Origin of the sequence: Amycolatopsis sp. NPDC051373 (assembly GCF_040689465.1) — a bacterium.
In the GTDB taxonomy this organism is placed as follows: Bacteria; Actinomycetota; Actinomycetes; order Mycobacteriales; family Pseudonocardiaceae; genus Amycolatopsis.
In genome coordinates this window covers 1-13,590 of the sequence record NZ_JBFBAE010000031.1, presented here as the reverse complement: position 1 = coordinate 13,590, position 13,590 = coordinate 1, and the positions used below count along the sequence as shown (strand labels likewise).

The window sequence follows — 13,590 nt, the reverse complement described above, 5'->3', positions numbered from 1 at the left end:
TGGTTCACATTCTCTGCAACGGGCCGGTACCGCTCAGGCAGTGATCCACACGTCGCGTCGGTCCTCCGCGCTCCCCCGGGCGCGGAGGACCGTTCGCCTGCGCGAGGGAGAACACATGCAGCACAAGGTATCCAGAAGAGCCGCGTGGCTCCCGGCCGCCGCGGCGGCGGTGGTCGTCGGCGGGCTCACGACGCTGGCCGGCCCGCCGGCGGAAGGCGCGGGCGTGGTCCCGGCCGCGAGTGCACAAGCCGCCTCGTCGGGCGGCCTGCGCGTCGCCTACTACGACCAGTGGAGCATTTACCAGAACGCCTACTACCCCAAGAACGTCGACGCGCTCGCGGGCAACCTCGACTACCTGATCTACGACTTCGAGAACATCGACCCGACGAACCTCACCTGCTTCGAGGCCACGAAGGCGAGTGACCCCGACCCCGCCGGCGAGAACAACCCGAACGCGGGCGACGGAGCGGGCGACGCCTTCGCCGACTACCAGAAGTCCTTCGGCTCGGACATCAGTGTCGACGGCACGGCCGACGCGTTCGGCATGCCGATCGTCGGCAACTTCCACCAGCTGCAGGAGCTCAAAGCGCGCCACCCGAACCTCAAGGTGGTGCTCTCGCTCGGCGGCTGGACGTACTCAAAGTACTTCTCCGACGTGGCGGCCACCGACGCGTCGCGCAAGAAGTTCGTGAGCTCGTGCATCGACATGTTCATCAAGGGCAACCTCCCCTCGCAGGGCGGCTACGGCGGCCCCGGCACCGCGGCCGGCATCTTCGACGGCTTCGACATCGACTGGGAGTACCCCGGGTCGAACACGGGCCACCTCGGCAACCACGTGAGCGCGAACGACACGGCGAACTTCACCGCGCTGCTCAGGGAGTTCCGCACCGAGCTCGACGCATTGGGCGGCAAGCACTACTCCGTCTCCGCCGCGCTGCCGGGCGGACAGGACAAGATCGCGAAGCTGCAGACCGACAAAATCGGCCAGTACATGGACTTCGCCGACGCGATGACGTACGACATGCACGGCGCGTGGGACGCGACCGGGCCGACGAACTTCCAGGACCCGCTCTACGGTTCGCCCAACGACCCCTCGGGCACGATCCCGCCCGGCACCGAGAAGTACACGACCGACTCGGTGATCAAGGCCTACACCCAGGGCTCGTCCGCGTACGGCATCCCCGGCGGCTTCCCGGCGAACAAGCTCACGCTCGGCATCCCGTTCTACTACCGTGGCTGGACGGGTGTGCCCGCCGGTTCCAACCACGGGCTGTACCAGTCGGCGTCCGGGCCCTCGGCCGGGAAGACGTTGAGCGGCAACGTGCCCGGCATCGCGATGTACAAGGAACTGGGCGGAATCGTCGACAACCCGGCGGACACCTTCTACGACCCGACCACGCAGTCGGCGTGGTTCTACGACGGCACGAACTTCTACGGCGGCTCGTCGGCGCAGTCCATCAAGGCCCGCACCGACTACATCCACTGCAACAACCTGGCCGGCGCGGTGATGTTCTCGCTCTACGACCTCGATCCCAACGCGACACTGTTCCACGACGTCGTCAACGGGCTGGCGAGCTCCACGGCCGGCTGCGGCACCACGCCGCCGACCACACCCACCACCCCGACGGCTCCCACCACGCCGACGACCCCGACGACGCCGACGTCTCCGCCCACGACCCCGACCGCCCCGGCCGGCGGCTCGTGCTCGGCGGCGGCGTGGAGCGCGACGCAGGCGTACACCGGCGGTGCGGTCGTCTCGTACAACGGGCACCAGTGGACGGCCAAGTGGTGGACGCAGGGTGACACCCCCGGCGGCAGCCAGAACGTGTGGACCGACAACGGCGTCTGCTCGCAAGGCGGCACGACCACGCCGCCGGTGGGCTCCTGCCCGGCCGCGTGGAGCGCCACGCAGGCCTACAGCGGTGGCGCGGTCGTGGCCTACAACGGGCACAAATGGACCGCGAAGTGGTGGACCCAGGGCGACACCCCCGGCGGCAGCCAGGGCGTCTGGGCCGACAACGGCTCCTGCTGAGCGCAAATCGGCGGCGAGTCCGGATCTCTCACCCTCCAAGAGATCCCGGCCCGCCGCCGACGTGCGTGGTGCTAGTTCCCGGTCGAAGACCCGACGCCCGGCGCGGGGGCCTGGGCGTTGCCGCCGGTGCCGTAGCGGCCGGAGCCGCCGTCGAGCTGCTCGCGCAGGGCCAGCAGCGTCGCCACGCGGCCGGCGGCGGAGTCGACGTTGTCCACAGTGGACAGGATGGACGTCGCGGAGGTGTCTGCGCGCACCACACCGATCGGGCCGGAGCCGTCGGCCGAACCCGGATCACCGGCGAGCACCGTGCCCGCGCCGGAGCGGTCGAGCTGCGTCGCGAACCGCGCGATCGTGGCCGCGCGGTCGCCCGCGCCCTCGCCCGTCTGCTGCGACCCGGTGAGCACGATCGCCAGCTGCGCCGGCTGCACGCCCTGGCTGGGCTTCACGAAACCGCCGTCGGTGAGGCCGCCAAGCGCAGCGGCCAGCTCGTCGCCCGTGGACTGCGGCTTCGCCGTGGTCTTGTCGAGCAGCAGCACCGAACCGAGCAGCGCGCCGGCGAGCGTGCCGGAGTCACCCGCGGTCGGGAACTGCGAACCGGCCGGCTGCAGGCGCGTGACGACGTCGCGCAGCTGGTCGGCCTTCTCGGGATCCGTGAACGAGTCCGTGAGCTGCAGCTCCCCCGTGACCGAGGCGCCGGACTGCTGCACGAGCTGCTTGATCGCGTCGCGGTCGGCCGGGCGCGCGTCTTCGGTGGTCACGAGCACCACCGTGCGCTTGTCGAGCGTGCCGGCCACGACCTTCGGGCCCATCGACCCGGCGAACGCGTCGGAGTCGGCCAGGCGCGCATTGAGCGCGTTGCGCTGCGCCTCGAGGTCGGAGACCTGCGTGCCGAGGTCCTTCTTCTGGTCCGACAGGCCCGAGAGCAGCGAGCCGTTGAGCGCGGTGGAGCCCAGAACCACGCCGACGGCCAGCGCGAGGAAGCACGCCGTGATGGAAACGATGTGGTACCGCAGGGAAATCACGTGAAGAGCCCCTTCACCCAGGTGGTGAACGTGGTCCAGGTGTGCTGGATCCAGTCCAGGTAGACGGAGCCGACGTCGGAGACCAGCAGCGCGGCGACCACCACGACGACGGCGGCGAGGACGAGCAGCGCGACGGCGCCCAAGGACACCCGGCTGCGGTGCAGTGTCGCGACGGCCTTGCCGTCGACCAGCTTCGTGCCCAGCTTGAGCCGGGTGAGGAACGTCGACGGGTTCGAGCCCGACCGGCCGTGGTCGAGGAACTCCCGCAGTGTGGCCTGGAACCCGACGGTGACCACGAGGCTCGCGCCGTGGGCGTCGGCCAGCAGCAGCGCGAGGTCCTCGGAGTTGCCCGACGCGGGGAACGTGACCGCGCCGATGCCCAGGTCCTGGATGCGCTCGACACCGGGCGCGTGGCCGTCGGGCTGCGCGGGCACCACGACCTCGGCGCCGCTGCGCAGGGTCGCGGTGCCGATGCCGGTCGGGTCGCCCACGATCACGTCGGGCGTGTGGCCCTGCGCGCGCAGCGTGTCGGCCCCCGCGTCGACGCCGACGAGCACCGGCCGGTGCTCCCCGATGTACTTCTTGAGCCGCTTGAGGTCTTCTGCGTGGCCGTTGCCGCCCGCGACCACCAGCACGTGGCGGTCGCGCATCGGCAGCCGCAGCTCGGGCACGCCGACCCCGTCGAGGATCAGCGTGCGCTCGCGGCGGAGGAACTCGATGGTGTTGGCCGAGAACGCCTCCAGCTGCGTCGACATCCCGGCCTTGGCCTCGATCATCTGGTCGGCGACGCTCTCGGGCGTCTGCTCGTCGCCGGAGGCGATCTGCCGCTCCCCGATGTAGACGACGCCCTCGTGCACCCGGAGCTTCGTGCCGTCCTTGACCGTGCGCAGCAACTCGCCGCCGACCGAGTCGACGAGCGGGATGCCCGCGGCCAGCAGGATCTCCGGGCCCAGGTTCGGGAACCGGCCGGAGATCGACGGCGACGCGTTCACCACGGCGGCGACCTCGGCCTCCACCAGCGCGTCGGCCGTCGCGCGGTCGAGGTCGAGCTGGTCGAGCACCGCCACGTCGCCGGCGCTGACGCGACGCAGCAGCTCCCGGGTGCGGCGGTCGACCCGCGCGACGCCGGTGATGCCGGGGAGGGCTTCGTGGTTTCGCGCGAGCAGACCGGTGAGCTTCATGTGGCTGATGGTGACAAATTTGTGGGTGGGACGAGCGCCGACGCGCCGAAGGGGACGTGACTCATTGTGGTGAGCGGTGTCGCCGTGAGCGTCCGTTCAGGGTTGGATGGTGGGTTCCGCCGCGGCGAACGCGAGGTTCAGCCAAGGACTGGCAGGATCTTGAAGCAGCAGGTGATGGACTCGCACGGCCGAGGTGTACTCCTCGCCGAACTCCTCCTCGTCCAGCGCGAGGGCCCGGCCCATGACGTAGCTCGCGGACAGCTCGGCCCATGACTCGTGGTAGCGACGCGCCACCGCGCCGGCTTCGAGCACCATCAGCTCGGCCGTGAGCGGATCGCAGTGACCCACCGCCAAACCCCAGCGCGCCATCGCCACCGCACGGGCGACGTCCCACCCGATCGTGGTGCCGACGACGCCGGAGGGTGGCAGTAATCCGTCGGCTCGGAAGCGCTGCTCGTACCGCACGACGCGCCGCAGGACGTCGGTGAGCGCGGGCGCCTGGTCCCGCGCGCCGTTGTCCGCGCACCAGCCGGCCACGAGCTCGGCCCAGGACCACGAATCGAGCCCCGCGCCGTAGCGGGCGCGCAGCACGAGGACGAGGTTGCCGGGCGTGAGCGTGTAGCCGGGGCCGACGAGGTCGTTCATCGCGGCGCGCCAGCCGGCCGCGTCGGACACGCCCCACCAGTCGCGCAGGCCGCGGACCTCGGCGACGTAGTCGTGGTAGCGCGCATCGAGCACGTTCCACGGCTCGGCGGTGAGCACCGCTTGGTGCGCGCCGCACGCGAGCGCGTGGGCCAGCGGGCCCTCGAAGTGCCCGTAGCGAGCGGTGTTGAGCCGTTCGACCTGCTGCTCGACCGCCGTGACGCGGTGCGGGTTCGCGTCGAGCCACGGCACCACGGCCGAACCGGGCACGCGCCACTCGCCGAGGGTGCCGGCATTGAACACCACCTGCTCATCGGCGCCGACCCCGTGCAGGGCCCAGTCGAGGTCGCCGCTGAGGAACACCACGTGGGCACCGAGGTCGGGCAGGGCGCCGCGCGTGAACAACCGCAGCGAACGCTCGCGACAGCAGGCCTTGGCCGACGACCAGCCCTGTTCGCTCGCGAGTTTTTCCGCGTCTTCCCGGAGCACCGGCACGAACAGCTCTTCGTCGCCGAGCAGCCCGAGGAACCGGTCGAGATCGCCGTCGCGCCGAGCCCGGGCGAGCTCCGCCTCGACGTCGGCCACCGCGGCCCAGATCATGGAGTGTGGTCAGCCCTTCTTGGCGCGCTTGCGTTTCGGCTCGGCGGCGGCCTTGTCCTTCTCGGCCACGGCGAGCAGCTCCTCGGCGTGGGCGCGGCCGGTCTCGGTGCCGTCCATGCCGGCGAGCATGCGGGCCAGCTCCTTCACTCGGTCCGGCTGCTTCAGCGTCTTCACGCCGCTTCGCGTGACGCCGCCGCTGGTGCCCTTGTCCACCACCAGGTGCTGGTCGGCGAAGGCCGCGACCTGCGGCAGGTGTGTCACCACGAGCACCTGGTGCGTCCGCGCGAGCCGGGAGAGCCGGCGGCCGATCTCGACCGCCGCGCGCCCTCCGACGCCAGCGTCGACCTCGTCGAACACCAGCGTCTGCACCGTGTCGGCGTGGGCGAGCACCACCTCGATGGCCAGCATCACGCGTGAGAGCTCACCGCCGGAGGCGGCCTTGTGCACCGGCAGCGGCGGCGCGCCGTTGTGGGCGCGCAGGAGCAGCTCGACCTCGTCGATGCCGTCCGAGCCGGCGTGGACGGCGTGGCCGTCGATCGCGAGCGCCTGGCGGTCGCCGTGCTCGGCGGGCTTCTGCTCGACGGTGATCTCCAGCTCCGCCTGCCCCATCGCGAGACCGGAGAGCTCCTTGGTGATCGCCGACGCCAGCTCGGCCGCGGCCTTGCCGCGCGCCGCCGACACGGCGGTGGCGAGGTCGCCCAGCTTCACGGCGAGCTCGTCGCGGCGGCGGGCCAGCTCGGCGAGCGCCTCCTCGGAGGTGTCCATCGACTCGAGCCGGCGGCGGGCGTCGTCGGCCCAGGCCAGCACTCCGTCGACGTCGGCCGCGTACTTGCGCGTGAGCCGTTTGAGGTCAGCCTGGCGCGCCAGCACCTTCTCCAGCAGCGCCGGGTCGGCGTCGAGGCCCTCGATGTACCCGCCGAGCTCCGCGCCGACGTCGGTGAGCAGCATCGACGCTTCTTCCAGCCGCGGCACGAGCTCCCGCAGCGCCGCGTCCTCGGCCGAGGCCAGGCGCCGCAAGGCTTCGCCGACGAGGCCGAGCGCACCGGGCGCGTCGGGGTCGCCGTCCTGCGAACCCGAGACCGCGACGTGCGCTTCGGTCGCCGAAGCGCGCAGCTCGTCGACGGCCATCAGCCGCTTGATCTGCTCGGTAAGCTCGACGTCCTCGCCCGGTTCGGGCGCGACGGCGTCGATCTCGGTGAGACCGTGCTTGAGCAGGTCGGCCTGCTGCGCCATCTCCCGCGACCGGGTGGAACGCTCGGTGAGCTCGCCGATCACGGCCAGCCACTCCTCGCGTACCTCACGGTAGGCGGCGAGCGGTTCGCCGACCTCGGATCCCGCGAACCGGTCGATCACCGCGCGCTGCTCGCTCGGGCGCAGCAGCCGCAGCTGGTCGTTCTGCCCGTGCACGGCGATCACCTGCTCGGACAGGTCGGCCAGCACGCCGACCGGCACGGACCGGCCGCCCAGGTGGGCTCTCGACCGCCCGTCGACGGCCACCGTGCGCAGCGCGATCACGCTGCCGTCCTCGTCGATGTCCGCGCCCGCGTCGGTGACGATGCGGCTCGCGGTGTCGGCCTTGTCGAGGGTGAAGCGCCCCTCGACGAAGGCCTTGAGCATTCCGTTCCGGACCTTGGACGCTTCGGCCCGCCCACCGGAGAGCAGGTGCAGCCCGGTCACGACCATGGTCTTCCCGGCGCCCGTCTCACCGGTCACGACGGTGAAACCCGGGTGCAGTTCCAGCAGGGCGTCCTCGATGACTCCGAGGCCCTGGATGCGCATCTCGGCCAGCACGACGCCTACGGTAGCCGCCCCCACCGACCTTCCGTGCGCTCGACCGGTGCTAAACGTTCTTTTCCCTGGTCGAACACCTGTGCGGACGCTTCGGCCCGGGCGTGTCACGGGTCACCTCGCGCACACCCTGCGTTGCAAAGGAGAGCGCCGCACGTCGTCGATCACCGCACGCCCGTACCCGGTCAGACCGAGCGGCCGCCGGTACGCCGTTCGCGCCAGCTGCGCACCGGCAGGCCGAACTTGTGCACCAGCCGGTCGGTGAACACGCCATCCCACAGCCGCACGAGCCGCACCGGCCGGCGGCCGCAGACGACGCGCACGAGCGAGCCCGGCGGCATGTCGAAGCTGCGCAGCCCGTCGCAGGTCAGGACGGCGCTATGGCCCGAGGGGTCGATGCCGACGGTGATCACGGAGTCGGGCGAGACCACGAGCGGACGTGCGAACAGGGCGTGGGCGTTGCTGGGCACCACGAGCAGCGCCTCGACGTCGGGCCACATGATCGGGCCGCCGGCGGAGAAGGCATACGCGGTGGAGCCGGTGGGCGTCGCGCACAGCACGCCGTCGCAGCCGAAGGACGAGACCGGGCGGCCGTCGACCTCGATCAGCGCGTCAAGCACGCGCTCGCGCGAGAACTTCTCCACGCTGGCCTCGTTGAGGGCCCACGTGCGGTAAAGCTCGACGCCGCCGTGGGTGACGGTGACGTCGATCGTCATCCGTTCCTCGACCTGGTACTCGCGGTCGACCACTCGCTGCACGGCGTCGGCGAGCGCGTCGGAGTCGGCCTCGGCCAGGAAGCCGACGCGGCCGAGGTTCACCCCGAGCACCGGCACGCCCGCCGGCCGCGCGAGCTCGGCCGCGCGCAGCAGCGTGCCGTCGCCGCCGAGCACGAACACGAGCTCAGCTCCGCGCGCGGGGTCGTCCTGCGGCGCCACGACGGTGCAGGGCATGTCCATGCAGCCGTCGGGGTCGATGAGCTGACGCACCTCTTCGTCGGTCACGCGCAGCCGGATCCCGGCCTTCGTGAACCGCGCGGACACCTCGCGTGCGGCCTCCCGCGTGTGGTCCCGGTCCGGGTGCGCCACGAGAAGCACTTCACGTTCGCTGGTCACTGGGGTCCTTCCTGGACGGCGGCCCGCACGAGCCGCTCGACACCGTCCACAGTGCCATCGGCGGCCGGGGGTTCGCCCGGATCTTGATGCCGAAGATCTCGGCGCAGCCACACGAAGTACTCGACGTTGCCGGAGGGGCCGGGCAGCGGGCTCGCGACGACCCCGCGCAACGCGAGCCCCAGCTTCGCGGCTTCGGCGATGACGTCGACCACGGACTGCACGCGCAGCTCGGGATCGCGGACCACGCCGCCGCTGCCGAGCCGGTCCTTGCCGACCTCGAACTGCGGTTTGACCATGGGCACGAGGTCGGCGCCTTCGCGCGCGCAGTCGGCGAGCGCGGGCAGCACGAGCTTGAGCGAGATGAAGGACAGGTCGCCGACGACGAGGTCGACTTGGCCGCCGAGGGTCTCCGGCGTCAGGTTGCGTACGTTCGTGCGGTCGAGCACGACCACGCGCTCGTCGGTCCGCAGGCGCCAGTCGAGCAGGCCGCGGCCGACGTCGGCGGCGATCACGGTGGCGGCGCCGCCCCGAAGCAGGACATCGGTGAACCCGCCGGTGGACGCGCCGGCGTCGAGGCAGCGGCGGCCCTCGACCGTGAGGCCTTCGGGGCCGAACTTCTCCAGTGCACCCAGGAGTTTGTGCGCGCCGCGGGAGGCCCAGCCGGGGTCGTCCTCGTCCTTCACCACGATGGGCGCGTCGGACTCGACGCCGGTGGCGGGTTTGGTCGCGACCATGCCCCGCACGGAGACCTTGCCGCCGGTGATCAGGGCCGACGCCTGTTCCCGCGAGCGGGCCAGGCCGCGGCGAACCAGCTCCGCGTCGAGGCGGGCCCGTTTGGGCACGCCGGTCAGACCCTGTCGATGCTGGACAGGGCCACGGTGAGCTCGGTGTGCACGGCTTCGAACCGGTCGACGTGCTCGGCGAGCGGTACCGAGCTCAAGTCGTCGATGCCCGCCACGGCTTCCTCGATCCCCGCGCGGGGATCGATCTGCTGCGGGCCGGGTCCGGGTACCGGCGGAGGGCCAGGAACAGGTCGCGGGACGTTCGGGTGCACGAGCTCAAACTACCAGTCAGGCCAGCTGCAGCCCGGTCAGCGCCGCCTCGGCCGCGTCGCCTTCGGCCCGGACCTCGGTCACGCCGCTCGCCCACGCCGCGTGGCACAGCGCGCGCAGCAGGTCGAGGGCTTCTCCGCTGCCGCGCACGGTCAGCACGTCGCCGGACGTGATCTCCCAGCCCGGCCGGGGACCGATCTTGAGGTCTTCGGCGCGCTGCGTGAGAGCGGTCAGGTCGGCGGCCAGGTGCGTCGGCCGTTCGGCGGGGATCGCGGTCAGGAGACCGGCCGGCGTCGCGACGCCGGAGAGCACCGCGAGCACGTCCATGCCCGCGGCGACCGCACCGGCGATGTCGGTGTCGAGCCGGTCGCCCACCACCAGCGGCCGGCTCGAGCCGGCCGACCGTGCGGCCGTCTCGAACAGCAGCGGCTGCGGTTTGCCCGCGACGACCGGTTCGGTGTCGGTGGCCGTGCGCAGCGCGGCGACCATGGAACCGTTGCCCGGCAACAGGCCTCGCTCGGTGGGCAGGGTCGCGTCGACGTTGCACGCCACCCAGAGCGCGCCCGCGCGGATCGCCAGCGCCGCCTCGGCGAGGTCGGCCCACGCGGTCTCCGGCGAGTGCCCCTGCACGACGGCCGCGACATCGTCGTCGACCTTCCGCACGGTGCCCAGCCCGGCCGTTTCCACTTCGGCGGCCAGCGAGTCGGTGCCCACGACCAGCACACGCGCACCGGCGGACAGGCGCTCGCCGAGCACCGCGGCCGCGGCCTGGGCACTCGTGTGCACCTCGTCGACGGCCGCGTCGAGGCCCAGCGCTCGGAGATGCTCCACCACGTCGGCCGGCGCTTTGGACGCGTTGTTCGTGATGTACCGGACGGCCGCGCCGTGCTCCCGCACGGCCCCGACCGCCTCCGGCGCGCCCTCGATCACCTGCGAGCCGTGGTACACGGTGCCGTCCAGGTCGAACAGCACCGCGTCGTAGCCCGCGAGGAGCGCGTCACTCATTCGAGAGCTCCGCCGCCCGCTCGGCGGCGTCGGTCTCGTCTTCGTTGTCGGCCTCGGCGGCGTTGAGGAACCAGCGCACGGCCTCATCCTTGCGCCCGGCGGCCACGAGGTTGTCGGCGTAGGCGTAGAACAGGCGCGCGCTCCACGGGTCCCGCTTGCTGGGCACCAGGTCCGGCCCCTGCAACGAGACGACCGACGCGTCCATCTGGCCGAGGTCGCGCCGCGCCCCGGCCGCGACGATCGCGAGCTCGACCTGCGTCGCCTTCGAGAGCTTCGCCGTGTCGGTCTCCTTCGCCAGGTCCAGCGCCCGCTCCGGCCGACCCAGGGCCCGCTCGGAGTCGGCGATGATGGCGATGTGCTCGTCGCTGCGCGTCATGCGCCGCACGGCCCGCAGCTCCGACAGCGCCTCCTGCCAGTTGCCCGCGTGGTAGGCCGCCAGCCCCAGCGCCTCCCGCACGATCGGCACGCGCGACGCCTTGAGCTTCGCGTACTTCGCGTGCTCCAGCGCCGCCTCCGGGTCGACGTCGATCAGCCCGCCCGCCGCGACCAGGTGCTTCCCGACGGTCTCGGCCAGCCCCTTCGGCAACGTCCGCAGCTCACGCCGCACCTCTTCGTCCAGATCGGAGTACTCGATGCCCTCCGGCAGCTCCGGCGCTTCGAGCAGCTCTCTCGCCAGCGCCGCGTCGTCCAGCGCCTCCGCGCCGGCACGCGTGCCGCGCATCGGGCGCTCGTCCCGCCGCGGCCGCGAGTCGCGGCCCCCGCGCGCGTCGCGGTCGTCCCGACGGGGCCGGTCGTCTCGGCGGTTGTCTCGGTTGTCGCGGCCTTCGCGGAAGTCACGACGGGGACGGCCGCTGCTACCGCGGTCTCCTCGGTCGTCGCGAGAGGACCGCTCGCCACCGTTGCCACGGTCGCCACCGGTTCGGCGGTCGTCACTCGAGCCGTTGTCGCGAGAGGACCGCTCGGCGCGGTCATCGCGAGCCGACACCGCGGTCCCGTCGCCATTGTCTCGGCGGTCCTCGCCCGAGTTGTCACTGTCGCGGTCTTCGCGAGCGGACTGCGTGCCACCGTTGCTGTCGTCGCGGTCGTCAGGCGAAGCGTGCTCGCGACCGCTGCGGTCACCGTTGTCGTCGCCCTCGGGCGCGTCGTCTCGGCTGTCCCGAGCGGACCGCTCGCTGTCGCGATCGGCCGAGTCGTCAGCCTGCGACCGGACGACGTCGCGCGAAGCCGGCTCCTCGCGATCGGAGTCGCCGTCATCCGCGCGGTCGGCGCGCGGTGCGGCGTCGTCCCCGTCCGCGTGGTCGCGTGCGGCGTCGCCGCCGGCGGTCACGTCAGAGCGCTCGCCGCGGCCGCTGTCGCCGGGCTTCGCGAAGTCATCGCGGCCGGCGGTGTCGCCGGCGACGAAGCCGTCGTCGGTGATGTCGAAGTCGTCGTCGGAGGCGGCGCCGCGGGTGTCCGCGCGGTCGAAGCCGCGGGAGTCACCCGAGTCGCGGCGGTCGCGGGAGCCGCCGCGGTCGTCTCGGTTGAAGGAGCCTCGGCTGTCGCGCGGGCCGTTGTCGCGGCGGTCGGAGCCGCGCGGGGCGCCCCGATCGTCACGGCGGTCCGAGCCGCCCCGGTAGCCGCCGCGGTCGTCCTTGCGGAAACCGCTGCCCGAGCTGCGGTCGTTGCGGAAACCGCCCCGGTCGTCGTGGGACCCACCCGAGCTGCCGCCCCGGTAGCCCGAGCCGCCACGGTCGTCACGCGAGCCACCGCTGCGGAAGCCGCGGTCGTCACGGTCCTTCTGGAAGCCACCCGGCCGGCGGTCGTCGCGGGACCCACCGGTGCGCGGGCCGCGGTCGTCGCGGTCACCCCGGTAACCACCCGACGCGCCGCGGTTGTCCCGGTCACCCCGGTAACCACCCGAGGTGCCCCGGTTGTCCCGGTCACCTCGGTAGCCGCCCGAGCCACCGCGGTCATCGCGGTCGCCCCGGTAGCCGCCGGAGCTGCTGCCGCCGCGGTCGTTGCGGAAGCCGGACCCACCGCTGCCACGGTCGTTGCGGTACCCGCCCGAGCTGCCGCCACTGCGGTCGCCACGGAAACCGCCCGAGCCGCCGCCACTGCGGAAGGAGGAGCCACCGCGGTCGTCGCGCGATCCACCCGAGCTGTTGCCCCGGTAGCCCGAGCCACCACGCTCGTCACGCGAGCCCGAACCGCTGCCGCCGCGGTAGCCACCGCGGTCGTCACGCGACCCACCCGAATTGCCGCCGCGGTAGCCAGAGCCACCGCGGTCGTCACGGTAGCCCGAGCCGCCGTGGTCCTTCCGGAAACCGCCGGAATTGCGGTCGTCCCGGTCGTTGCGGAAACCGCCGCCGCGATTGTCGCGGTCGCCGCGGAAACCGCGGTCGTCGCCACCCGAATCGCGGTTGGGGCGGAAACCACCGGAGCCGCCCCGGTCGTCACGGAACCCGCCGCGGTTGTCGCGGGGGCCGCCGGAACCACGGGAATCACGGAAGCCGCCGCCGGAGCGGTTGTCGTTGCGGAAGCCGCCGGTCGAGCCGCTCGAACCGCGGTCCTCCCAGCGACGCCCGGACGCGGACTTGCCCTGCGGCCGGCCGGAGCGGTTGTCGTAGCCGCCGCGCGATCCGCGGTCGTCAGAGCCTGCGCGCGGGCCGCCGTCGCGGTTACCGGCGTATCCGCCGCTGCGCTGGTCACGGGGGTTGTCGCCACCCGAGGGGCGGCCCTGGTACCCACCACCGCGCGCACCGTGGTCGTCCCGCCGGGGGCGTCCCTGGTAGCCACCGTCACGCCCGCCGCGGTCCTGCCGCGCGCCACGCCGGTCTCCCCGGGGCGCGTCCGACCGGTTGCCGCGGGAGCCCTGGTCGCGGCGAGCCGACCGGCCGGACCCATCATCCTCTGAGTCACGTCGACCGAACTCGGACACCTGGCCTCCTGCCATAGAAAAATCTTGTGTTCTCACGGGCCACCCGCTATGGGGGCCGACTGACCATCCTACGGGGCTGTTGAGAGCACCCCGCGCGCGCATGGCGCTCCGTCATGGGCGCCGCACAGCACGCCACATAGAGATAGGCCCCGGGAGAACCGTGAAGATTCTCGACCGGGGCCTACTCTAAGTAAGTTCGGCGGCGTCCTACTCTCCCACAACCCTTCGGTTGCAGTACC

General features: G+C 72.4%; 10 protein-coding genes. 1 reads left to right on the top strand and 9 read right to left on the bottom strand.

The genetic code is table 11. The features are described from left to right. Positions 1–115 precede the first annotated feature (115 nt). Positions 116–2,032, top strand: coding sequence for a glycosyl hydrolase family 18 protein (locus AB0383_RS40780; protein WP_366190113.1), 1,917 nt, complete (start codon positions 116–118; stop codon positions 2,030–2,032). 71 nt (positions 2,033–2,103) lie between these two features. On the opposite strand, the gene AB0383_RS40775 is transcribed toward AB0383_RS40780, so the two are convergent. The 9 genes from AB0383_RS40775 to AB0383_RS40735 form a co-directional block, all read right to left on the bottom strand. Continuing rightward, complete coding sequence (locus AB0383_RS40775) at positions 2,104–3,054, bottom strand: copper transporter (RefSeq protein ID WP_364177657.1); 951 nt, start codon at positions 3,052–3,054, stop codon at positions 2,104–2,106. After that, the gene (steA, locus tag AB0383_RS40770) at positions 3,051–4,235 is read right to left on the bottom strand and encodes a putative cytokinetic ring protein SteA (protein WP_366190112.1); all 1,185 of its coding nucleotides are present in this window, start codon (positions 4,233–4,235) and stop codon (positions 3,051–3,053) included. Before steA ends, AB0383_RS40775 begins: the two co-directional genes overlap by 4 nt. Before the next feature lie 96 nt (positions 4,236–4,331). Continuing rightward, positions 4,332–5,477, bottom strand: coding sequence for a DUF1266 domain-containing protein (locus tag AB0383_RS40765; RefSeq protein WP_366190111.1), 1,146 nt, complete (start codon positions 5,475–5,477; stop codon positions 4,332–4,334). A gap of 9 nt (positions 5,478–5,486) precedes the next feature. After that, positions 5,487–7,268: a DNA repair protein RecN gene (recN, locus tag AB0383_RS40760; protein ID WP_364177665.1), complete on the bottom strand. Its 1,782-nt coding sequence runs from the start codon at positions 7,266–7,268 to the stop codon at positions 5,487–5,489. A 182-nt stretch (positions 7,269–7,450) separates the two neighbouring features. Further along, on the bottom strand, positions 7,451–8,377 hold the full coding sequence (locus AB0383_RS40755; protein ID WP_364177668.1) for an NAD kinase: 927 nt from the start codon (positions 8,375–8,377) through the stop codon (positions 7,451–7,453). After that, entirely contained in the window at positions 8,374–9,219 is an 846-nt protein-coding gene (locus AB0383_RS40750) for a TlyA family RNA methyltransferase (RefSeq protein WP_364177670.1), read from the bottom strand. The genes AB0383_RS40755 and AB0383_RS40750 overlap by 4 nt, the downstream gene beginning before the upstream one ends. Positions 9,220–9,224: 5 nt before the next feature. Continuing rightward, positions 9,225–9,431, bottom strand: coding sequence for a hypothetical protein (locus AB0383_RS40745; protein ID WP_364177673.1), 207 nt, complete (start codon positions 9,429–9,431; stop codon positions 9,225–9,227). A gap of 16 nt (positions 9,432–9,447) precedes the next feature. Continuing rightward, positions 9,448–10,434 carry an HAD-IIA family hydrolase gene (locus tag AB0383_RS40740; protein WP_366190110.1) on the bottom strand — a complete coding sequence of 329 codons (987 nt, stop codon included), beginning with the start codon at positions 10,432–10,434 and terminating at the stop codon, positions 9,448–9,450. Further along, positions 10,427–13,351 carry a hypothetical protein gene (locus AB0383_RS40735; RefSeq protein WP_366190109.1) on the bottom strand — a complete coding sequence of 975 codons (2,925 nt, stop codon included), beginning with the start codon at positions 13,349–13,351 and terminating at the stop codon, positions 10,427–10,429. The genes AB0383_RS40740 and AB0383_RS40735 overlap by 8 nt, the downstream gene beginning before the upstream one ends. Between the last annotated feature and the right edge of the window lie 239 nt (positions 13,352–13,590).

What these genes read in the sequence shown, in the direction of transcription:
- AB0383_RS40780 (WP_366190113.1), top strand. Translation starts at nt 116, where the DNA reads ATGCAGCACAAGGTATCCAGAAGAGCCGCGTGGCTCCCGGCCGCCGCG.
- AB0383_RS40740 (WP_366190110.1), bottom strand. Translation starts at nt 10,434, where the DNA reads ATGAGTGACGCGCTCCTCGCGGGCTACGACGCGGTGCTGTTCGACCTG.
- steA (WP_366190112.1), bottom strand. Translation starts at nt 4,235, where the DNA reads ATGAAGCTCACCGGTCTGCTCGCGCGAAACCACGAAGCCCTCCCCGGC.
- AB0383_RS40765 (WP_366190111.1), bottom strand. Translation starts at nt 5,477, where the DNA reads ATGATCTGGGCCGCGGTGGCCGACGTCGAGGCGGAGCTCGCCCGGGCT.